Source organism: Tolypothrix campylonemoides VB511288_2 (assembly GCF_045999855.1).
Lineage (GTDB): Bacteria > Cyanobacteriota > Cyanobacteriia > Cyanobacteriales > Nostocaceae > Scytonema > Scytonema bouteillei_A.
In genome coordinates, this window is record NZ_JBFPMW010000002.1 from 578,513 (window position 1) to 600,157 (window position 21,645).

Here is a 21,645-nt window from a genome sequence, read left to right on the forward strand (position 1 = left end):
CATCAGCCATCAGCCATCAGCCATTAGCTTATATAAGTCTTATGCAGCAAGCATCTCATCCCACAGTCATCTTAGGTGGTGGCTTTGCTGGACTGTTCACAGCTCTACACTTAAGCCATCAAAATTATTCGCATCCTATTATTCTTATTGAACAACGCGATCGCTTCAGTTTTAAACCGTTGTTGTATGAACTTCTGAGCGGAGAACTCCATAGCGAACAGGTTTATCCACGTTATAAAGAGCTTCTAGCAGGAAGCCGTGTCACCTTTATGCAAGACACGGTGAAATCGGTTCATCTGCACGAACGCAAAGTGAGTGTAGCTTCTGGAAAAGTGTTTGACTACAGTAACTTAGTTCTAGCACTGGGTGGCAAAACCACTTATTTTAATACTCCTGGTGCAGCAGAGTATGCAATGCCATTTACAAATGGTGCAGAAGCGATCGCTTTGCGAAAACACTTACGACACTGCTTGCATTTGGCAGTTCAAACTCAAGACCCAGAACGTCGGCGTTTACTGCTGACTGTTGCCATTATTGGAGCAGGACCTGCAGGTATAGAACTGGCATGCACATTAGCAGATTTGTTGCCTATTTGGTACGACGAGCTCGGCGGTGATGCTAGTGAAATTCGGGTTGTCTTAGTTAACCGCAGTCGTGAAATCCTTAAAGGAGACGTCAACAGCGATTTGCGTTGTATAGCACAAAGGGCGCTCAAACGTCGGGTAATTCCTGTAGATTTTGTGTTTGATGCGGCTGTCACGAAAATTCAAGCCGATGGTGTAGAGTACAGCCAACAAGATCGAACACGGGTTTTACAAGCTGGAACAATCGCTTGGACTGCGGGTACGGCTCCGAGCCCTCTGTTGAAGGAACTCCCAATTTCAGAAGAAAGGCGAGACAAACGAGGGCGTCTTGTGGTGACGCCGACATTGCAACTCCCTGATTTTCCAGAAGTTTTTGTGGCGGGAGACTGTGCAACAGATAGCGACAATCCCCAACCACCAACAGCACAAGTGGCTTATCAGCAAGGAATTGCGATCGCTCGCAATCTTCAGTATTTTTGGCAAAACAAACCCACCATTCCCGTACAAATCCAAATGCGCGGTACGTTGATGAAACTGGGGCTCAACGAAGGTGTTGCTAACTTATTTAATAAAGTCCAAATCAAAGGTCAGCCCGGTCATCTGCTTCGAGAAGCAACATACTTAGAACTGCTACCAACCCCTGCTCGTAACTTTAAAGTCACAACAGAATGGCTGACCGATAAATTATTCCACCGCCATCGCCCTTTTTCCCATATGCAGTTAGGACAAACACCTTGGCTGTTTGGGGTTGCAACTGTAGCAGCAGGAATGATTTTGGCAACTCCTCTAGTTTGGCGAGCTGCTCAACCGCTTCAATTTCAGCAAACTCTAAGTTGGACGGGCGTCCCGACGTTACTTAATAGACTTGCACCCCCTCCCCCGTCTCGTTAAAGTTTTTCCCCATATTTATCGTGGGTGGATTTGAGATTTTGAATTGCAAAAGCCTTGCAGGATTTCATTTCACCTAACTATCTGTCACATTCTTTTTTCAAATTGGTTTTATCTTTAGGAGCGTACTTATGAAATACTTACTCAACCTCCGAACTGCTGTGACTGTTAATCGCGTCACAATGGGCGTTTTCTTTTTTCTCTCTGGTATTGCTAACTATCTCAACTTCAGTATTCCTAACGGGTTCTACCAAACCGTCCTAACTCAAAAACTTCAAATGATTGGTCCTGGAATTCCACCAGGTTGGGAAGGTATAGGACCGCTACCTGGACTAATTGCTATTCCCTACGCCTGGTTACTACCTCTAGCAGAAATTGTACTGGGTGCATTGTTTGCTCTCAACTACTGGGTACGGTGGACGGGGTTACTACTGATTCTGATGACATTTAGCATCATTCTGGCATTTGGTATTATACCTGCTGGCAGTTTGTTTCCCAACGCAGCAGAAAGCTTTAACAAAAACATCCTATTTATGACTTTAATTTGGATGTGCATTGCTTACGAAGCTTACGAACAGAAAATGAGCCGCCGTCGCACCCAAGCAGCATCCGATTATACTCTTACCGCTTCTAATAATGATATGTAGAGCCTGTACCTCTCACTTTACACTTGGAGAAAACAAATGACTTCTTCACATTATGATTTGATTATCATTGGTACTGGTGCAGGTGGTGGTACACTGGCTTATCGTCTTGCTCCTACAGGCAAAAAAATTCTGATTTTGGAACGGGGTTCTTTTCTTCCTCGTGAGAAAGCAAACTGGGATACGGTTGAGGTGTTTCAGAAAGACCGCTATCATACCAACGAAGCTTGGTACGACCAGAAAGGACGCGAGATCCACCCCGGTACTGCATATTTTGTGGGTGGTAACACCAAACTGTATGGTGGTGCTCTCTTCCGTTGGCGCGAACAAGATTTTGAACAGGTGATTCATAAAGGCGGTATTTCTCCAGAATGGCCTTTAAAGTACCGTGATTTAGAACCTTATTACACTGAGGCAGAAAAACTTTACGAAGTTCACGGTAAGCGTGGTTTAGACCCGACCGAACCATCTGCTAGTGAGGATTATCCCTATCCGGCTATTCGTCACGAACCGCGTATTCAAGAAATTCACGATTCTTTGCAAGGAGAAGGTTACCATCCATTTTATTTGCCATTAGCGATTAAGTTCAATGAAGTTAACCGTCGTTTGAGTGCTTGCATTCGTTGCAATACCTGTGATGGGTTTCCTTGTTTAGTCGATGCTAAAGCAGATTCAGATATAACCTGCATACGCCCCGTAGAGAAGTACGATAACGTCACGCTGATAACGGAAGCCAAGGTAAAAAGACTACACACAAGTCCATCCGGACGAGAGGTGACTTCTGTGGAAGTCGAAATCAATGGAGAAGTTTGTTTCTTTTTTAGCAATATCGTTGTGGTTTCTTGTGGAGCGATTAATTCAGCAGCTTTGTTATTGCGTTCTGCTAGCGATCGCCATCCCAATGGATTGGCAAACAGTTCCGATCTCGTAGGACGTAATTTAATGAAGCATCAAAACGGAGCTATGATTGGAGTCAGTTCGAAATCCAATCCCACAGTATTTCAAAAAACTTTAGCAATTAATGATTTTTACTGGGGTGATGAGGATTTCGATTACCCTATGGGACACGTACAGTTACTGGGGAAAGTCAATGCAGATACGATCGCCCAAGAGTCTCCATCAGTATTGGGAGCCTCTTTTCAGGAAAAACATACTTTTGAGGCGATCGCAAATCACTCTGTAGACTGGTGGCTCACATCAGAAGATTTGCCCGATCTCAACAACCGCGTCACGCTTCGAGGTGATTCTATCCAATTGAATTACACCGAGAATAACACTGAAGCTTACAACCGTCTCGTCCATCGCTGGACGAAAGTCCTAAAAATGATTGGTTGTGGCGAACGGATTATTCCCTGTTCCTTCTATTTCCGGAAAAAACTGCCGTTGCAAGGTGTCGCCCATCAGTGCGGTACTTGTCGCTTTGGAGAAGACCCCAGAACTTCAGTTCTTGATGTGAATTGTCGCACTCATGATGTTGATAATTTATTCGTGGTGGATGGAAGTTTCTTTCGTTCTAGTGCGGCTGTTAATCCTACGCTGACGATTATTGCCAATGCTTTGCGTGTTGGCGATCGCATCATTGAAAGTTTGGTTTAAAACTTAATAAGAGAGCCTTAGCTAAATCTACCTTTTGTTCGGTATCTTTACTGCTCCTCATGTTAGCATCGAACAAAGAGGAGAGTGTAATGGCTTTTCGACCTACCCGACGACAAATTATTCAAGGGATTGGAGGGGGAGGTGTCCTGACGCTCTTAGGCTGCAATCGGCAGGAGCAAGCAATGGTAACTTTATATACCTTTGGTGATTCAATTTTAGACTGCGGACGATACAACGAGTTCGGCATTCATCCAGGACAACTCCTTGTCAAAAATAACGATCGGCTGTTTCCCGAATTTCAAGGCAAAGACCTCACATCACGCGGACTGGCTCACCTCGAACATCGCGCCCGAGATGGTGCAACGGTTGATGGACTGCCATATCAAGCGCAGGGATTGCAGGTTGATGGAAAGGCGATCGCATTACTTACCATCGGTGGTAATGATTTACTGGGTGGATTAATTCAGGACACAGGTGCTGAAATTGAAGTCTTTGCTAATGCTCTCGACACTTTCGTCAAGCAGTTACCCATCCGTCCCGTTCTACTAGGGAGTGTATACGATCCTACGTTGGGAGATGACCGACGCAACTTTTTAGGGATTGATGCAGCCATCGCCCGCAAGAACCTCCAGCGCATGAATGCTGTCATTCAAGAAATTGCCAACCGCTACGGACAATTCGTCGATCTCCACGCTCACTTCCTTAAGGGAGATCCATCATGGTTTACAGCAACGATCGAGCCAAGCCTGCGAGGTGCTTCGGAAGTTCGCCGTGCTTTTCTCCCCTATGTCGTGCATAAATAAAAATACTTTTTCTTGTGTCACTCTTCACAATGGAGTGTTACCAATCCAACCTTTAGATATAGACAGAAGCCAATCCTAATGGCTGATTATTTTAGGTTCAGTATTTATAAAGGTAAACAGATCGTAAAAGTGCTTCCTTCTCCTAACTTTGATTGCACGCTGACACTACCCCCCATTCCCTCTACAAGTGTCTTGACAATTGATAAACCCAAACCACTACCCCCAGTTGTATGACTGCGAGATTCATCTACACGGTAAAATCTCTCGAAAATACGTGCTTGGTGTTGCAGGGGAATACCATAACCCTCGTCGCAAACTTGAATAATTGCTTTATCTTGAAATTGATATAATTTAAAAGTGATAGGTGTACCGGACTCAGAATACTTAATAGCATTGTCAATCAAATTTAGTAATACTTGTTTAAGCCGACTGTAATCTATTTTGACTTCAATTGTGTGAGGCGCTGCTTCGATAGTAATGATGCGATCGCTATACTTTTTTGCCATTATCACAATTTCTTCGATTAAGTCATTTAATACGTAAGACTTCATTTGAAAGTGTAAATAACCACTGTCTGCACGTGCTAAATCTAGTAAATCTTGTAGCAAGCGGATGGTACGTTCAGCTTCTGATGCAGCAGTTTCTAAAGCTTCTTGTTGGATTTGAGTTAAGTTGTTTTGCCGTCGCAAGACGCTTTGCAAATAACCATGTACAATGGTTAAAGGTGTCCGCAACTCGTGAGAAACATTACTCACAAATTCTCGCTCTTGTTTCCATGATTGGGACAGACGCGATAACAACATTGTTAAGGTTTGGGCTAATTCTTTGACTTCACTGGGTGCATTATTAAGGTATAGCTGTGCTTGTCCTAACTCCTCTAGGGAAATCACAGCAGTCATTTGATTAAGCTGGCGTAGAGGTTGCAGAGAATGCTTGATATAAAATGCGATCGCAGTTGTGAGGATAATAATTGCTAAAACACTAATAATGCCTAAGCTTCGTACCATGACTACAAATGTTGATTGTTCGCGAGTAATATTCTTAACTACAAATAAATTACCAAGGACTTTACCTTCGACTTGGATAGAATTTTCAGATAAAATAAAGTAGCTTTTGTCAATTTTGTAAATTTGTGCTTTAAGAGGCATCTGAGTTAAAGATATTAACTGAGCTACCGTAGACTGAGGTAACAAATTTAAATTAGTCGATTGTGCCAATATTCTCCGACTGGGGCTTTTTATCCATAATAATGTATTGGTGTTTTCTAGGTTTTTAATAGCTTTTTGCAAACCACTTTCTGGTTGCATCATTTCACTATAAAGTTGCACATCCCGTGGTACACTATGGGCTATTTGTTCTATGTTTTGTTTGTGACTGTTAATTAATATTTGCTGCATTTTCCAACTCGTCCATATAGAGACACTACCCAGGACTAAAGTAGAAAATGCAGCCATGCCAATTGTCAGGCGTAACTGTAAGGAGAAAGGGTCTATATTGCTCCAAATTGTTCTGATATGTTTCACTGTTTTAGTTGGACTTTATGTTTTAATTTTACTGTTTTTTTAAGTCTCTAAATCTATTTTAAAAAAAGTGCCGAGAAATTTTGTGTGAATAGAATTCTCTAGGTGAGGCAGAAATGAACAATTTTTCCATTTAAAAATATATATAAATTTATAAGACATTAAATGAATTTCTAATAAGAATAGCTTGAAAATTTCTAAGAGGGCGTGTGAAAAGTTTTTAGTGATGTATCAACGTTTTGCAAGGGGCTCTGGAAAATTAGGAACCTAAACGAGTCGTTTGAAAACACGCTACAGGGAAATCTAAACAGCAAACATCTACTTTAAGATGAAACAGGTTGAGGGTTGGGGGGGAGCATCCCTAAGAGTGCAAATTGCCCTCAGAATAGAATTCTGGGGCTACACAAATAACAAATAAAGGAGTCGCTCAGCAGGCTATGATTGGAACCTAAATTTCAAAACTCAAAGATGATTTTTATACGGCGATCGCCTGTTTCTCTTGCTCAATTTCTTGTTTATGATGCTGTGCTTCATACTCACCAAATTGCTGAATCAGTTTAGCAACTAAACCCGTCCATCCGGTTTGATGGCTTGCACCAATTCCCGCTCCATTATCACCGTGGAAGTATTCGTAGAACAAAATTAAATCTCGCCAATAAGGATCGGTTTGAAACTTTTCGGTTCCACCATAAACAGGGCGTCGCTCGGAAGCATTTCTTAAGAAAATTTGCATGAGCCGTTGTGATAATTCAGAAGCCACTTCCCAAAGATTCATCAGTTGTCCGGAACCCGTTGGACATTCTACTTTGAAATCGTCTCCTAAGTAGTAATGAAACTTTTGTAGAGATTCAACAAGGAGAAAATTCACAGGAAACCAAATGGGACCGCGCCAGTTAGAGTTCCCACCAAACAAACCAGTACTGGATTCAGCCGGTTCGTAATCGACTCGAAATTGAGAGCCGTTCACATCAAAAATATAAGGATGTTCTGCATGAAATTTAGAAACTGCTCGGATACCATATGGGCTAAAAAATTCGCTTTCATTCAACATTGTCTGTAGAATTTTTTGCAGCTTATCTTTGGAAACAATCGCCAATAATCTCCTAGCACCTATTCCTTGTGTTTCCATACAAGCTACATTGCTTCGTAAATCGGGACGATTTTCTATAAACCATTCCAATCTCTGTTTAAAAGCAGGAAGTGCTCTTAATGTTTCTGGCTCAATGGTTTCAATAACAAATAAAGGAATGAGTCCTACCATAGACCGGACTTTTAGCGTAATTTCTCGTTCTGGCAAATGCAATACATCATAGAAAAAGGCATCTTCTTCATTCCACAAACTGGTTTTGTCTTCGCCAATATGAGTCATAGCATCGGCAATGTAAAGAAAATGCTCAAAGAATTTAGTGGCAATGTCTTCATAAACAGGGTTCGCTTTTGCTAGTTCTAGGGCTATTGCTAGCATATTCAAGCAATACATTCCCATCCAACTTGTGCCATCTGATTGATTGATATGACCGCCTGTTGGTAAAGTCGCACTGCGGTCAAAGACGCCAATATTATCCAATCCTAGAAATCCGCCTTGAAAAACGTTGTTACCTTCAGCATCTTTACGATTCACCCACCAGGTGAAATTGAGCAACAACTTCTGAAATACCCGTTCTAGAAACTGTCGGTCGCTGCGTCCATATATCTTTTGTTCAATTTTGTAGACGCGCCAAGTTGCCCATGCATGAACGGGAGGATTCACATCGCTGAATTGCCATTCATAAGCGGGAATTTGTCCGTTAGGATGCATATACCATTCCCGCGTTAAAATATCTAATTGATTCTTAGCAAAATCAGGGTCAATTGTTGCCAAAGGAATACAGTGGAATGCCAAATCCCAAGCAGCAAACCAAGGATATTCCCACTTATCAGGCATAGAAAGAATGTCTTGATTGTTGAGGTGAAACCATTCACGATTTCTACCATATTTACGTTCTTTTGGTGGAGTAGCTAAATCACCTTTTAACCATTTTTCTACATCATAGTAATAAAATTGTTTAGTCCACAACATTCCGGCAAAAGCTTGTCGCTGAACATTTCGCATATCTTCGCTCAGCGAGAAAGGAGTTAGCTTTTGATAAAATTCATCTGCTTCTTGTTTGCGAATAGCAAAGATTGTCTGGAACTCTTCGCTAAAAGCTTCAGCTAAATCGGGTAGATCGCTCAATCGCAATTTTATAGTTTTTGTTTCACCGGGATTAATACTAACTGTATAGTGAATTGCAGCTTTTGTTCCTCTTTGTTTTGGATTGATGGCTTCTTGTTTACCATGGATTATGTATTCATTAATACCATCTTTAACACAAGGAGAAGCATTGGGAAAACCAAACAGCTTTTCAGTATTTGTTTCGTTTTCGGTAAATAACAGTTCAGTTTCACCTTCAAAATACATCCATTTTTTTCCTAAAGATGGATGAAAAGCTTCTATAGTATTTTGGGCATGACCAACTTGATTTTTTTGGAGTATCGGTTTAGTAGCGTCTCCATCCCAAGACCAAGTATTTCTAAACCAAAGAGTAGGTAATAAATGCAGTGTCTTTGCTTCTGGTCCCCGATTTACAACTTGAATTTGAATCAGAATATCTTCAGCAGAATTTTTGGCATATTCAACGAATACATCAAAGTAGCGGTTTTCATTGAATAGCCCTGTATCTAGAAGTTCAAATTCCGGTTCTTGGCGGCTGCGGCGTTGGTTTTCTGCAACGAGTTGAGAGTAAGGAAATGCTTTTTGTGGATATTTATAAAGCATTTTCATGTAAGAATGGGTGGGAGTATTGTCAAGATAAAAGTAATATTCCTTAACATCTTCCCCATGATTTCCTTCACTTCCAGTCAGACCAAAGAATCTTTCTTTAAGAATTTGGTCTTCACCATTCCAAAGAGCGATCGCAAAACAAAGCTGTTGTTGTTCGTCAGAAATTCCCGCTATGCCATCTTCACCCCAGCGATAAGCACGAGAACGGGCTTGGTCGTGAGTAAAGTAATCCCAAGCAGTACCGTTGGGGCTGTAGTCTTCTCGCACCGTTCCCCATTGGCGATCGCTTAAATAAGGTCCCCACTTACGCCATTTTACTTGATTATTCCGAGCTGCTTCCAATCTGAGTTCTTCTTGGGTTGGAGTTGCCATAATCAGTCCTCTCCTAAAATAAACACGCTCTGATTGAGTGAAATTATTTGCTATCTGTACTCTCTCATCTACACCTTAAGTAGAACTAAGGCTTTGATGAAAAATTGATAGTGAAAGTGTTCGAGCAAAATACAGCATAGACTCAGGAAAAATTTATCTAATTGCGATCGCACTCATCCAGTCATTAACTAACGAGCGATAACTTCAAACTCTAACAAACTTGAGTGCAACCCCATTCATACAGTAACGTTTCCCAGTAGGTGCAGGACCATCATCAAACACATGACCTAGATGTCCGCCACAACGACGACAATGCACTTCAACTCTGGTTATCAAAAGAGATTTGTCTGTGGATGTACCAATTGCATTCTCAATAGGTGCGTAAAAACTAGGCCAACCCGTACCACTGTCATATTTGGTTTCAGACGTAAATAAGGCTAGGTTGCAAGCAGCACATACATAAGTCCCTTTAGCATATTGCTTATTTAGTGAGCTAGTACCGGGGAATTCTGTTCCATGCTGTCGCAGTATGCGAAATTGTTCTGAAGTTAAAATCTTGCGCCATTCCTGGTCGGTTTTGGTGATTTCAAACTGATTCTTTTCAATTGCCATAGTTTTGGGTTTTTCTGATAAATAGTGAGATAACCATACAGTGCCAACTACCGCTGCACTACCTTGTAAAAAATACCGTTTCTTCATAATTTAGCTGTCACTCACTGTTAGTTGAATCGCTAGTAAGTAGATGGGTGTGAAAAAACCTAACTTTGTCAAGAAGTTGTTAGTTGTTTGAACAACTTTCACCTGGTTGTAGATGTATGGCGACTGTCATAGTAAGTTTGTGAGAAATGGTGTAAACAATCGCCGAATTTGTGTGTTTTATTTTATAACCTACGGGGAAGTAAGATTGATTTCTTGTCGCCCATACCTGAATACCGTTGACATCCAAACCAACTCATTCATAAAGCTTTCCAAACGGCGAGTATAAGTTTTTTTGTCAATTAAATGACCGGATTCATCAAACAAATTGTGGACGTTGCTAAAGTTAAGATCGTAGAAAATCGTCATCAGACCCAACTCACGCATCACAGGTAAAAGGTTTTGGATGACTCGCGTACCGCCAAAAGGTCCGGCTGAAACGCCGCACAAGCCAACGGCTTTATGGATGTATTCCTTAAGGCAAGTATCTAGTACGTGCTTGAGCAAACCCGGATAACCGTGGTTATATTCTGGCACAACGATAATTAATCCATCCGCCCGATCAACAGTACTGGAAAACTGAGGGTCCTTAACAGACTCACCTGCGTCATTGGTAGTAATTGGAATGTTACGAATATCAATCAGCTGCGTCTTTATATCATTTCGTACCGCAATCTGCTCGACAATAAATTTGGCTACATATTCGCTTTGGCGACCTTGACGGGAAGTACCTAAAATGACGGGAATAAATAGAGGGGTGTTTGTCATAATTCCTCTTCTGTGATTGATGCAATTTTGAACTTCTTGAGATAGTAAGGTATTTATTGCTCCTGATAGTTCCAAAGCAGTCCACCATCTACAAAAAAGGTACTACCTGTAATGTAGTCAGCATCAGAGGAAGCTAAGAACGCCACTAGGGAAGCGACATCTTGCGGTTTTCCGAGACGACCCAGAGGAATGTTCTGCAACAAAGCACTCAATTTTTTTGGGTCGTTCAATAGTTTGGTGTTAATGGGAGTTTCTATCGCCCCTGGTGCGACGTTGTTAATTGTAATCCCCAAAGAACCTAATTCAACTGCTAAGTTACGAGTCAACATCTTCACCCCTCCTTTGCTGGCGCAGTAAGCAGTGAAATTGGGAAATGGCAATTCCTCATGCACGGAACTGATATTGATGATTTTTCCAGTTCGTTTTGTTTCAATCAAATGTTGAACAAAGGCTTGAGTGGCAAAGAACACGCCCTTTAAATTGACATTCATAACAGCGTCATAGTCTGCTTCTGTCACGTTCCAAAATGGTGCGTGTTTTTCAATCCCAGCATTGTTAACCAGAACATCTAGTTTGCCAAAATGTTGAATACTTTCCGCTATAAGTTGGCGGACTTCCGATACACTTCCCAAATCTGCTTGCAGCGTGTAACCATGAGATTTAGGACACTGAGCCATATGACACCTACCGCCAATAGCCTCTACCTTGGCTAAGGTTTCTTCTGCTCCTTCTGGGTGAGAGCGGTAATTGATGACAACATCAGCTCCTTCTTGAGCAAGACGCAGAACAACTCCCTGTCCGATACCTTGACTGCTACCAGTGACTAAAGCAACTTTACCTTGTAGCTTCATAAATTTTTTCCTTGCGATCGTTGAGTTTTTGGTTATAACACTTTGCATTTTGAATTAACAAATTTTGGAGCAAAGAAGTTTTACCTAGACTGTATTTCATCCAAGTATCTGTTGACTTTTTTGTTTAAAATAGGGTGAATATTTAACTTTTTAAAGTAGCAGCACCAAAAGTAGCATTGAATTTGCGACACCAAATAACAACAGATTTGTAGTTAGCTAACTTAATGTTATTAGGAATCGTATAAGTTTGAGCACCGCTAAATTTTTTGAGAGGAGCAAGAACAATGTAATCTCCCTTTTTTAGGGGATAGGATGGCGGCTTAGTTGAACCTATTACATTTTCTGAACGATGTAAAATGACTACTAAATCAGGACCCATTTCTGAAGTTTTAAATGACTGCTCGAGATTCAGTACTGACTTACCGTTTTTATTGGTAATACGAGCTGTGCCTTGTGTTGTATGTTCTCCGGAAACAAATGTACCGGAAATTATGTTGGTTGTATTTGTAGACTTTGTCTGAGTTGATGCTACCGGGACTGCTTCATTTGCTGGAGCAGAACTTTGGGTTACATCATTCTTGGAAATTTCTGTTGTACAGCTAACCGTAACTGTGGTAAGTAGAATTAGTGTGAATACATATCCTAATTTCATAATTAAAATACCTCAAGATATTGATTATAGCAGTCCTAAATAAAATATAAGAATAAGAGTAAAGAGCGCTAATGGCTAATGGCTAATAGCTATTAGCCATTAGCCATTAGCTATTAGCTATTCAAATTTTTACAAATGATTTAGGATTGCTATAGTATTGGACTGTTGCCTTAAACTTTAAACTAATTATTGCTTGAAGAATTGGGTGAAAAATTATGATTGAGTAAGGATTGAGACTTAGAAAGCTGAAAGTTTGTCTAGAAGCTTCTCATAAATTTCTCAGCAAAATCTAAACTTTCGATATTGGAGCGATCGCCTGTTTTTTACGATTAAGATACTAATTCTCACAAAATCTTAAATTACCAAACACAGTCATTGCAAAGCTTAGATAGAGGACAGCAACCAACAAAAGTCTTAGTGGCAGTGCGGTCTTGGGCAAAGCCCAAGAGGAGCAATTGCTGAGGGTTTCCCCCCAACCTCACTTCGTGGGGACCCCTAAGCCCCCCGTTGAGCGATGTGGCGTTTGAGGAACGAAACCCAACATTTACAGGTATTTGTTGGGTTTGTTCAACGTACAAAAATTCTCAGCCCTTGCAGTATTGCTAATTGTCCATATTCTCTCAAATGTCGGACAGTCTCTTAAGAGAAATTGACTCAAGAGCTATCAGAAATCTTTCAAGAAATAACAGAGTGGTAGAGGCATAAATAATTTAATGCAATGCGTGACCGTATGCGACTGCAAGAGCCATCAAAGAACACTTTTTAAGTGAAAATCAATTTCTTTAAAGATGTTCGATCGCGGTTTTTCTTATTTATCATATTGCTTCTCAAAAAAGGCAAGTAACAAACTCAGTTACGTATTTCGCATCTCGATGAAAATCAATATGCAAGGTATTGTTAAACGATAACGAAAATCAAGCCTTCAGTTAATTGTCACACCATTTCCGGAAAAACAGCGAGGCTCCAAGGAGTTTTTCTTTCATACTTTTTCTACAAATTCCCTTGATGACTGTCTTACAGCCTTAACTTGTCATCAATGATTTACTATTTAATCAATTTACATTTCTTTATATAAAAGATCGTATTGATATTGCAAGATCTTAGAATTGATATAGTAGAATATCATTCAATTTATAGAAATATCCAGAGTTAATACCTGGAAAATTCACAATTTTTTATTTAACACAAATTTACTAAACCATGCAACAAGCATCCACGAGTAAAGCTGATGATGAAGATATGTTGTTGCAACAACCTTGGCAGCGCGAGCGGCAAATCATAGCAAGGCTGTCCTCATTGAACTACCGCACTGGTGAACTAGGCAGCTATTTGCATAATATTGCCTGCGGAGTTAGCGAACTCATTGGAGTAGATTGGACGGTTGTTACTTTTTGCAAAGAGGGATTTGAAACCATCCTAGCTAGTAGCCTGGAAATGGCTGAAGATGCACCTCGTATCTATACATTACACGGTCGATTGATTGCCACTGTTATTCAAAATGGTCGCTCGTTAGCTGTTAAGGATGCAGTGGCAAATCCAGAGTACGGCAGACCTGCATCAGGTTACAGAGCTTACTTGGGAATACCATTACAAACGACTGAAGGTCAAGTATTCGGTACGGTTTGCTCTTTTCACCAACAACCACGGGAATTCACACAAGAAGAAATCCAAGTTGTGGAACTGTTTGCAGAACGTGCAGCAACTGCGATCGACCACTATCATCTTTACCAAAAACAGTGTCAATTTAATCAACTGTTGGAAGTTGAAGTAGAAAAACGCACTGCTCAACTACAAGCAGCACAAGCCAAGCTTGTAGAACAGGAACGCTTGGTGGCAATTGGTGAATTTGCGGCGACAATCGTGCATGAAATTCGCAATCCCCTAACAACAATGATTATGGGATTGAAGTATTTTAAGAAAACTATTTTGGCTGAACCAGATCGAGAGCGATTATCGCTAGCGCTTGGCGAAGCGAGTCGTCTGGAAAATCTGCTCAGTGAAATTTTGCTCTATGCCAAGCCTCAAGTGCTTCAACTTCAAGAATTAGATGTGAATGAATTCGTTCGCGAGTTGCTTGTGTCAATTCGTGAAATGCCAGAAGCTCTATCACGGCAAATAGAATTTATTCCGGCGTTAGCTACAATCAAAATTTTGGGGGACAGAGATAAGCTAAAACAAGTGTTTATTAATATTGTTCGCAATGCCTGTGAAGCAGTCTCAGCAGGAGATGTGATTAAATGGCAAGTAGACAGTTCGGATCGAGGTAACCTCTGCATTAATGTATGCAATAATGGTGAACCTATTCCGCCAGATGTGCTCTCAAAACTAACACAGCCGTTTTTTTCTACGAAACCTAGCGGTACTGGGTTGGGACTTGCTATTACTAAACGTATCGTCAATGCTCATGGTGGAGAATTATCCATTCAATCTGACGCATTAATAGGAACTACAGTATGCGTTCAATTACCCATGGTTATTACTGGAGGTTGTGGAACCTCAGGCAAAGGGTAGCAATTGATAATTGCCATCAAGTGGGTGTTGCACTCGGACTGGTGGAGTTATCGAATGCTAAGAAAATCGCTAATTGCTAATAGCGTTGCCTGAAGAGCAATTAGCAGTTAGCGACTCAAGGAGCGCCGAAAATCCGAAAATTTTGTATTTTGTTTATACTTAACAACAATCATCCGTGTAATATATATCATCTATACGCTCGGATGAATATCTACCCCGGATGTTTTCGTTGAAAAATCTGCCAATGGAATCAGCCTCGTGTAAATCTTCCCAAGTCTCAGGCTCTACTCCAGAATATTGATAGACTGCTCCATTATAAAATTCGACCTGCAAAACCTGTTCGTGTGGGTCGTATCCTACGGCGCTAGCCATTGATGAACTTACAGTTAACATCTCTATTGATTCCGGTGATGGAGGAAGTGCAGGAGAGTCAGCAACGATCGCATTCAGTTGCTGCAGTCCTTCATAAGCTTGTATCGGTGCAGGAATGGCTACGCATTCAAACTCGTCGCCTCGATCGATCAACAATTGCAAGTACTCATCTGAGTGAGCGATCGCCACCAGGTTGCTCAAATCTATCTTAGACAGTTTCATTCCTAGTTTCTCTCCTGCTGATATAAGAAGGATGCTATTTTTTTAGTTAAAAGCGCAGTAATTTTTCGCTTTGTCAAACAATTTTTATAGTACAAGAGTACCACAAAAAGAGTCAGAGGTCAAGCTTTATCTGGAGAAATTATTGACGATACGAGTAACTTCTAACACTAGTGAAGATTTCAAAATAGCACAAGTGTCATAGAGTTTCTATCGTAAAATCCTCAAATGTGACTTGAAATCCCTCCCTTTCCGGTGAAGCGCACATCAGACCGACTTGCAGTGTTTCTACCTCAGTCAAATACGCCAACCGGAGCATAGTGTAATTTTGACCGTCAAATGAGTATTGCACCTCAACTGTGCCCCTTCTTCTGTACAAACGCAACCATAAAGAAGGAGGATTTTGCAATAATGGTACAACGGACCAGTCAGAATAATCTCTCGTGACAACTGCACTGACTTGCTGGACGCCATTTACAAATTCAATACCAGTCTTAATCCAAGTTTTTTCGTTTAACCTGACCATAATTCCTGCTTGGTCATACAAAACTTGGTAAAGTCCTGTGATTTTTACACTAATACAAAAATCTCCCGTAACCTCTTGATAATAAAAATTTCCGCTATCACGAATAAAACCATAATGGGTTACCCGCCAAAAATCTGTTTTGGCTCCAGAGGTAACACTAACAGTACCATTTTCATCTTTCCAAGAGAGCGGTTCGTTGTACCATTCCATAGAATCTATTTGGTAAATGTGAAATTCGTGGATTTTTATGCCTTTTGCAAGCAAGGACATTTTTGCAAAAACTCAGATGCTTTACGTTCTGCATCTGGATTGTCAATGTGTGCTGTTGTTGGTTGGATAGTACCATTAAACAAGTCATCCAAACCATAAGGTGTGAAAAATTGCCACTCCCCATCTGTATTGACGCGAACTCCTACTGCAGTAGCAGTGTGCAACCAATTTTTAATCCCATCTTCTGTACTGTCATATGTTTTGTCACCGGGACGCCAGCGAGCAAAACTAGCTTGGTTTTTAATATCAAATAGGTAATTGGGAAATTGTTCCGTCAGGATTGCTTTAGCAGCTAGTTCTTGAGAGCGATCGCCCTTCGCATCAAAAAAGGCAACATCAAAATCTTTAATAACCAACCGACAGTCTTCACCAAAAAGCTGTCTCCAAACAGTATTCCGCACAGCACCACCAGCCAGCCACCAGTTAGGAAGGTTAATTTGCGCGATCGCAGGTAATACGGTCCCAACAGGTGAATTCGCTAAGAGTGCTTGAAGGCGATCGGTACTCTTCATAAATTCGCAATCATCAAATTTTATATAAATATTAATTTATCCCTGTATCTAGTAAGCCTTCAGCGTTCAAGCATTGACCACTCAGGCTGAGTGTTAATGGCAAATACGGCGTTTGATCGACCATGCCAAGAAGGTTCGGTGTTGCGCTATGACAAAGTAGCCATGTTCCTCCCTCGACGCTTGGGACTGGCAAATCCCATTAAGTCATTTGTTGTTTTGCAGAATTCAACCTATCACTCGGACATTAATTCCCCACAAACGGAAAGTTAATATTATTTTAATTTGATATTTCTCTTCTAAAAATTTAGAGCGAACGCTTTATGAGAGTTTGTACAAGAATTTGAAAACGATAATATTTTATTAAAACAAGCGAAAAATGAATGGGTAACGATAGGGTAAATCCGGATTATCAAGGACTCTAACGATCGCAATCACTGGCATGATAATGCTAACGATCCCTAATATCACCAGTAATGGAATCCCAATTATAAAAATAGTTAATAGTAAAAAGATAAATGCATAAATGTAGAGATTTATGTGAAAATTAAGCGATTCTTTAGCATTGTCTTTCACAACTGTATCGTCAGTCGTTAACAAAATTCCTATAGGAATACCTACAGAGACAATGGTTGAGCTAAAAAATATTGCTCCGTGACAAAGGGCTGAAAAAAGTTTGCGCTGAGTCAGTCGATCCATATATTTGGAGAGCCAGGATTAAAGATGGCTGATTGCAAGGATTCTTCAATCTTAGCGCTTACTTGAGTAAACGGGATTACCTATTGCTACCACTTCTTATATATACTACAATATGCTACAGAAACTTGGAAGCCCTTTTTTGACCTTAGATTTTATGATTTTTCCTCCTTGGTAAGAAAAAAAATTTAACAAGCTTGTAGCTTTACACGCAAGGCAAAAGTTTTGTTCGTGGGTTCCCCCTCCAACAGCCAACCTGTTCGTAATTTTGCGTTGGTTGTCAAATTGAGAGGATGGGAGAATCACTTGATGTCGTTCAAAGATGGAAACAAAACTACCAGAACTGTAATTTTATTAACCGTTATCTTCCTGGCGATCGAATTCTTAGACGAGCTTGTAGATGGAGTCAGGGGTGCGGCTTGGCCCTCGATTCGCAATGACCTGCATCTTTCCTACGTGCAGGTTGGTATGCTGCTAACTATACCCAATACTATCAGTAGTCTGATAGAGCCGATTCTGGGAATATTGGGGGATATCGGTCAGCGACGACCGTTGATTTTAGGCGGAGGTATTGCTTTTGCGATCGCGTTGCTGCTCATTTCCTTTAGCCATAACTTTCCGTTATTATTAGTCGCGTTTGTCCTGTTTTATCCAGCATCTGGTTCCTTTGTCAGTCTTTCTGAAGCGACTTTGATGGATATTGAACCAAAACGCCACGAGCAAAATATGGCACGTTGGACCTTGGCTGGGTCCGTGGGAAATGTCATCGGACCATTAGCTTTAAGCGGTGCTATTGCATTACATCAAAGTTGGCGAAGTGTGTTTCTAGCATTGAGCGTGCTGACTGTCCTGACATTAGGAATGTTGTGGAAATTTCCGATTGCAACTCAAGCAACACTTTCGCCAATTAGCGAACCAAGGTACAGTTTCACTGATGGAATACACAATGCGATCGAGACGTTAAAACGACCACAAGTGCTGCGTTGGTTAACATTGCTAGAATTTTCAGATTTAATGCTGGATGTTTTGGGTAGCTTTTTGGCACTGTACTTTGTGGATATAGTCGGTTCTTCCAATACAAGGGCAACTTTTGCTGTATCAGTGTGGTTGGGAGTTGGCTTGCTTGGTGATTTTTTGCTGATTCCTTTACTAGAAAGAGTACGGGGATTAGATTATTTAAAGTTCAGTGCCGTCATTGTTTTGTGTCTTTACCCTATTTTTTTAGTTGTACCTAATATCAATGTCAAATTAATCATTCTTGGCGTTCTCGGTTTTTTCAATTCCGGTTGGTACTCAATTCTTCAAGGGCAGTTATATACAGCAATGCCCGGACAGAGTGGTACAGTCATGACGCTGCATAATTTGTTTGGTTTAGTAGGTGGTTTAATACCACTTGTACTTGGCTTAATTGCCCAAGAGTATGGTTTGTTATGGACTATGTGGCTATTGCTGGCAGCACCTGTAGCTTTGTTTATTGGGCTTTTGGCTCTTTAATCAATATCAAAATGCTAGTTTAACGTGAGTTCGACAGACCTCACATACTCCCGCTGCTGTAGAAAAAACAACGTTACAAGCGTGCTTTTGAAACCCCTCTCCTTGTTCGAGAGGGGTAAGGTTTTGTTTGACTTTATTAAACTCACCTCAAATTAAGGATTTTCAAATGAAAATCCTTTAGAAAAATCTGCCTTTAGAATCCTTACGGTGAATACCAATGACAGATGGGCGGGGTACGCCTGTTGCATTACCTTCACCACCATATTCGGTAGGAATATTGCTTGGCCAACTACTACCACGAGGGAGTGTACGTGTTTGGTTAAATAGCTTACCATCTAAATCCAGTAATTCGATAGTACGGCTAAGTTGAGTCCCATCGTTAATCGGCACGTTTTCACCGGGATGCTGTACGGAAATCACCAATGTATCGCCTACGAGAGTTGGTCCTGTCATCTCGCAACGGACTGGACCGTAAGCAAAGGGGATAACTTTTCCCGCATCAGGACCTTTGGTGGGAATGACAAACAACCAGTTGTTACCAAATACACCAGTAAAGGTAGAAACGTTACCAGTTGCTGTGTGGTTAATTGTGTTTGGAGTTGGATTAGCACCAAGACTAAAACCGTTGTGGGTGTCAGTAGACATATCTGTTACACCCCAAACGTTTCCTTTAGGATCGATGAGCAAGTTGTCTACGTTGGCAAAACCAGCGCCCAACTCAGAACCATCTTCCCCACCTTGTTTAAATCTCTCCCAACGGAAACTGGTACCTGTACCGTCTTCACTGTCTTCGATAATTTTGTAAAGCCCGCCAGATTGCTGGGTGGCATTGACAGCTGGGCTTAACTTAGCAACTTGAAAAATTCTCGAATCTGGATAACCGTCGCTTCCTGGCGCACCATCTGTGTAAGCAATAAATACTTCTTTGGTGTAAGGATGCACTTCTAAATCTTCAGGACGGGCTGTGGGGGTTCCTCCAGCTAAGTTAGCAGCTAAGAAAGCATCGCTAAGAATTGCACCTTGGCTGGTGTAGAAGTCAGAAAGCTTTTTATTTTGGTAGTCGGGTAAAGCAGTTGCTTCGTTTTTGCGATCGCAGTTAAAAGCACCACCATCTTCTGTTTGTTCAGCAATGCCTTTGCGTCTGGGTAATTTTAACAGACCGTCTCTTTGAGCGGCTCCTAAAGCGTCAAATTCTACAGAAGAAATAACTGATGGTCTAATAGGATTCGTTGGCGTGTCTGAGTTTATAGCAATCCATTGACCGGTACCATCTGGGTTAAAACGGGCAACATAGAGTGTTCCTGCTTCCCACAATTGGCTATTGCTCTTATCAGTCACTGAATCAATAGTCCCTTCACTGACAAACTTCCAAGTGTGTCCGCCACGTCTGTCATCGCCTAAATATGCAATTAACTTGTTGCCAGCTTCAGCACGATAACCAACATTTTCGTGGCGGAAACGACCCAACCAAGTATGTTTGCGCGGACGGAAGTGGGGATCTGCGGGATCGACCTCTACAATCCAACCGTATTTTTCTCCAACTAGACCAAAAGTTTCACCAACAGTTCCTTTAGTATAGCCTGTTTGTGTGCCATCAGGTTTGACTGATTCTGTTACACCGACAAAAAAATCTGTACCTCCTTGAAAGTTTTCTTCACCAGAGAGGATTGTACCCCAAGGAGTTGTTCCGCCAGAACAGTTATATGCCGTACCAATAATTCTATTACCCAATCCATCCGAACTGAGAGAAAAGACTTCACGTGCTGCAGGTCCAGTACCGAGCAAGTAATTCTCATCACCTTGTTGATAGCTCAAGCTACCCCAAGAAGTTATTTTTTCATATCCATCGCGACGTTCGCTGTTAATTCCCAACCCAGACAAACCGTGAAGGCGTCGGTTTTTGGCGTCTCCTTTAACAACTACAAAACGACCCTTGGAGTTTTCTCGGCGAATACGAACGATAGAACCACCGAGGTTGTATAAAAATTCTCCGTCTAAGGCAATGCCTCTTTCCGAAGGTAGCGAAAATCCGATGACATTTTCAAAGACTGTTGGGTATCCTGTTAAATTTGTAGGTGTCTCTGGTGCTAAGAAGGAAATGGGATAGCTTACGTACTCGTGATTCACCCATAAATAGCCTTCATCATTACTGCCATCAATAGGAATAAAACCAGTGTAGTCGCAGTTATAGCCGAAATATTCTTCTTTGTTAGGGAAAACGCGATCGCCCCAACTGACAATCACATAACGCTCGTACTCTGGAGGTACAACGACATCATCAATAACTTTGTAACTGGCTAGATTGAGATTGGAGCTATCCAGAACTTTTCCTTGACCGATAGACTCTGGCAAGAAACTGTTTTTGTCTTGATAAATTTCGAGAGGATGCGGCAAGCGTACAGGGGTAAAACTCAGAGAGCGCGGACCCCTGGCTTGTCCAACATGAGCAGCACCACCTAAAATTTGATCGATGGCTACAGCACCCGCAGTACCTGCAAAGAACAGCAGTATTTGTCTCCGACCCAACTTGGACATGATAGAAGTTTCCTCTTGAATTAAGTTTTCACCCTTATAAAATTTGTCTTATAAGGCAAGCAGCCAAAAACGATCCGAAATTTTCCAAAGCAAAACTTCCGGAAACTCTGGTTGTTTCCCAGCAAATTAAAAGCTAATTGCTGTTATACAAAATTCAGCTTTCACGAGACTGTAAAACTGAACCTGTGTACTATATACCCAAAAATGAATGTATGCTTTTTAGGTTAAGAAGAGATGATCTTATAATTAATAACTGATTTTTTTAGGGTTTTTTCTTGACAAAAAATAATTTATGGTGATGTGGTGGATCTATCTCTATAACTTTGTGACTGGATT

Annotated in this window: 17 protein-coding genes; 6 read left to right on the forward strand and 11 right to left on the reverse strand. The window is 41.2% G+C overall.

The features are described from left to right. Positions 1 to 41: 41 nt before the first annotated feature. The 4 genes from AB0756_RS06950 to AB0756_RS06965 all read left to right on the forward strand — a co-directional run bounded on the left by AB0756_RS06950 (position 42) and on the right by AB0756_RS06965 (position 4,515). On the forward strand, positions 42 to 1,475 hold the full coding sequence (locus AB0756_RS06950; RefSeq protein ID WP_038084836.1) for an NAD(P)/FAD-dependent oxidoreductase: 1,434 nt from the start codon (positions 42 to 44) through the stop codon (positions 1,473 to 1,475). A gap of 128 nt (positions 1,476 to 1,603) precedes the next feature. Continuing rightward, positions 1,604 to 2,119, forward strand: coding sequence for a DoxX family membrane protein (locus tag AB0756_RS06955; RefSeq protein ID WP_038084838.1), 516 nt, complete (start codon positions 1,604 to 1,606; stop codon positions 2,117 to 2,119). 36 nt (positions 2,120 to 2,155) lie between these two features. Further along, positions 2,156 to 3,712 carry a GMC oxidoreductase gene (locus AB0756_RS06960; RefSeq protein ID WP_038084841.1) on the forward strand — a complete coding sequence of 519 codons (1,557 nt, stop codon included), beginning with the start codon at positions 2,156 to 2,158 and terminating at the stop codon, positions 3,710 to 3,712. Positions 3,713 to 3,801: 89 nt separating this feature from the next. Further along, positions 3,802 to 4,515: an SGNH/GDSL hydrolase family protein gene (locus tag AB0756_RS06965; protein WP_082051807.1), complete on the forward strand. Its 714-nt coding sequence runs from the start codon at positions 3,802 to 3,804 to the stop codon at positions 4,513 to 4,515. A 104-nt stretch (positions 4,516 to 4,619) separates the two neighbouring features. On the opposite strand, the gene AB0756_RS06970 is transcribed toward AB0756_RS06965, so the two are convergent. The 6 genes from AB0756_RS06970 to AB0756_RS06995 form a co-directional block, all read right to left on the reverse strand. Continuing rightward, positions 4,620 to 6,038: a sensor histidine kinase gene (locus AB0756_RS06970; protein WP_038084843.1), complete on the reverse strand. Its 1,419-nt coding sequence runs from the start codon at positions 6,036 to 6,038 to the stop codon at positions 4,620 to 4,622. A 472-nt stretch (positions 6,039 to 6,510) separates the two neighbouring features. Next, positions 6,511 to 9,210 (reverse strand): MGH1-like glycoside hydrolase domain-containing protein, encoded by a 2,700-nt coding sequence (locus tag AB0756_RS06975; RefSeq protein ID WP_038084846.1) that lies wholly within the window; start codon positions 9,208 to 9,210, stop codon positions 6,511 to 6,513. A gap of 204 nt (positions 9,211 to 9,414) precedes the next feature. Continuing rightward, positions 9,415 to 9,909 carry a peptide-methionine (R)-S-oxide reductase MsrB gene (gene msrB / locus AB0756_RS06980; protein ID WP_038084850.1) on the reverse strand — a complete coding sequence of 165 codons (495 nt, stop codon included), beginning with the start codon at positions 9,907 to 9,909 and terminating at the stop codon, positions 9,415 to 9,417. 189 nt (positions 9,910 to 10,098) lie between these two features. After that, positions 10,099 to 10,674 carry an NADPH-dependent FMN reductase gene (locus tag AB0756_RS06985; protein ID WP_038084854.1) on the reverse strand — a complete coding sequence of 192 codons (576 nt, stop codon included), beginning with the start codon at positions 10,672 to 10,674 and terminating at the stop codon, positions 10,099 to 10,101. 53 nt (positions 10,675 to 10,727) lie between these two features. Further along, on the reverse strand, positions 10,728 to 11,525 hold the full coding sequence (locus tag AB0756_RS06990) for an SDR family NAD(P)-dependent oxidoreductase (RefSeq protein ID WP_038084856.1): 798 nt from the start codon (positions 11,523 to 11,525) through the stop codon (positions 10,728 to 10,730). Between the two features lie 142 nt (positions 11,526 to 11,667). Beyond that, the gene (locus AB0756_RS06995) at positions 11,668 to 12,177 is read right to left on the reverse strand and encodes a DM13 domain-containing protein (RefSeq protein WP_038084859.1); all 510 of its coding nucleotides are present in this window, start codon (positions 12,175 to 12,177) and stop codon (positions 11,668 to 11,670) included. 1,200 nt (positions 12,178 to 13,377) lie between these two features. On the opposite strand from AB0756_RS06995, the gene AB0756_RS07000 reads away from it, so the two are divergent. Further along, entirely contained in the window at positions 13,378 to 14,688 is a 1,311-nt protein-coding gene (locus tag AB0756_RS07000) for a GAF domain-containing sensor histidine kinase (RefSeq protein ID WP_082051808.1), read from the forward strand. Positions 14,689 to 14,847: 159 nt separating this feature from the next. Here AB0756_RS07000 and AB0756_RS07005 read toward each other — a convergent pair whose 3' ends face one another. The 4 genes from AB0756_RS07005 to AB0756_RS07020 form a co-directional block, all read right to left on the reverse strand. Continuing rightward, positions 14,848 to 15,282, reverse strand: coding sequence for a KTSC domain-containing protein (locus AB0756_RS07005; protein ID WP_038084861.1), 435 nt, complete (start codon positions 15,280 to 15,282; stop codon positions 14,848 to 14,850). Between the two features lie 196 nt (positions 15,283 to 15,478). Next, positions 15,479 to 16,075: a DUF1349 domain-containing protein gene (locus AB0756_RS07010; protein WP_408035637.1), complete on the reverse strand. Its 597-nt coding sequence runs from the start codon at positions 16,073 to 16,075 to the stop codon at positions 15,479 to 15,481. Beyond that, on the reverse strand, positions 16,051 to 16,587 hold the full coding sequence (locus tag AB0756_RS07015) for a nucleotidyltransferase family protein (RefSeq protein ID WP_038084864.1): 537 nt from the start codon (positions 16,585 to 16,587) through the stop codon (positions 16,051 to 16,053). The genes AB0756_RS07010 and AB0756_RS07015 overlap by 25 nt, the downstream gene beginning before the upstream one ends. Before the next feature lie 360 nt (positions 16,588 to 16,947). After that, the gene (locus AB0756_RS07020) at positions 16,948 to 17,283 is read right to left on the reverse strand and encodes a DUF4870 domain-containing protein (protein WP_038084867.1); all 336 of its coding nucleotides are present in this window, start codon (positions 17,281 to 17,283) and stop codon (positions 16,948 to 16,950) included. Between the two features lie 306 nt (positions 17,284 to 17,589). On the opposite strand from AB0756_RS07020, the gene AB0756_RS07025 reads away from it, so the two are divergent. Next, the gene (locus AB0756_RS07025; protein WP_038084966.1) at positions 17,590 to 18,774 is read left to right on the forward strand and encodes an MFS transporter; all 1,185 of its coding nucleotides are present in this window, start codon (positions 17,590 to 17,592) and stop codon (positions 18,772 to 18,774) included. Between the two features lie 177 nt (positions 18,775 to 18,951). On the opposite strand, the gene AB0756_RS07030 is transcribed toward AB0756_RS07025, so the two are convergent. Continuing rightward, positions 18,952 to 21,309, reverse strand: coding sequence for a PhoX family protein (locus tag AB0756_RS07030; protein ID WP_038084869.1), 2,358 nt, complete (start codon positions 21,307 to 21,309; stop codon positions 18,952 to 18,954). Positions 21,310 to 21,645: the final 336 nt, after the last annotated feature.

Coding starts and splice junctions, on each gene's coding strand:
- AB0756_RS06950 (WP_038084836.1), top strand. CDS start 42: ATGCAGCAAGCATCTCATCCCACAGTCATCTTAGGTGGTGGCTTTGCT.
- AB0756_RS06955 (WP_038084838.1), top strand. CDS start 1,604: ATGAAATACTTACTCAACCTCCGAACTGCTGTGACTGTTAATCGCGTC.
- AB0756_RS06960 (WP_038084841.1), top strand. CDS start 2,156: ATGACTTCTTCACATTATGATTTGATTATCATTGGTACTGGTGCAGGT.
- AB0756_RS06965 (WP_082051807.1), top strand. CDS start 3,802: ATGGCTTTTCGACCTACCCGACGACAAATTATTCAAGGGATTGGAGGG.
- AB0756_RS06975 (WP_038084846.1), bottom strand. CDS start 9,210: ATGGCAACTCCAACCCAAGAAGAACTCAGATTGGAAGCAGCTCGGAAT.
- msrB (WP_038084850.1), bottom strand. CDS start 9,909: ATGAAGAAACGGTATTTTTTACAAGGTAGTGCAGCGGTAGTTGGCACT.
- AB0756_RS06985 (WP_038084854.1), bottom strand. CDS start 10,674: ATGACAAACACCCCTCTATTTATTCCCGTCATTTTAGGTACTTCCCGT.
- AB0756_RS06990 (WP_038084856.1), bottom strand. CDS start 11,525: ATGAAGCTACAAGGTAAAGTTGCTTTAGTCACTGGTAGCAGTCAAGGT.
- AB0756_RS06995 (WP_038084859.1), bottom strand. CDS start 12,177: ATGAAATTAGGATATGTATTCACACTAATTCTACTTACCACAGTTACG.
- AB0756_RS07000 (WP_082051808.1), top strand. CDS start 13,378: ATGCAACAAGCATCCACGAGTAAAGCTGATGATGAAGATATGTTGTTG.
- AB0756_RS07005 (WP_038084861.1), bottom strand. CDS start 15,282: ATGAAACTGTCTAAGATAGATTTGAGCAACCTGGTGGCGATCGCTCAC.
- AB0756_RS07010 (WP_408035637.1), bottom strand. CDS start 16,075: ATGTCCTTGCTTGCAAAAGGCATAAAAATCCACGAATTTCACATTTAC.
- AB0756_RS07015 (WP_038084864.1), bottom strand. CDS start 16,587: ATGAAGAGTACCGATCGCCTTCAAGCACTCTTAGCGAATTCACCTGTT.
- AB0756_RS07020 (WP_038084867.1), bottom strand. CDS start 17,283: ATGGATCGACTGACTCAGCGCAAACTTTTTTCAGCCCTTTGTCACGGA.
- AB0756_RS07025 (WP_038084966.1), top strand. CDS start 17,590: ATGTCGTTCAAAGATGGAAACAAAACTACCAGAACTGTAATTTTATTA.
- AB0756_RS07030 (WP_038084869.1), bottom strand. CDS start 21,309: ATGTCCAAGTTGGGTCGGAGACAAATACTGCTGTTCTTTGCAGGTACT.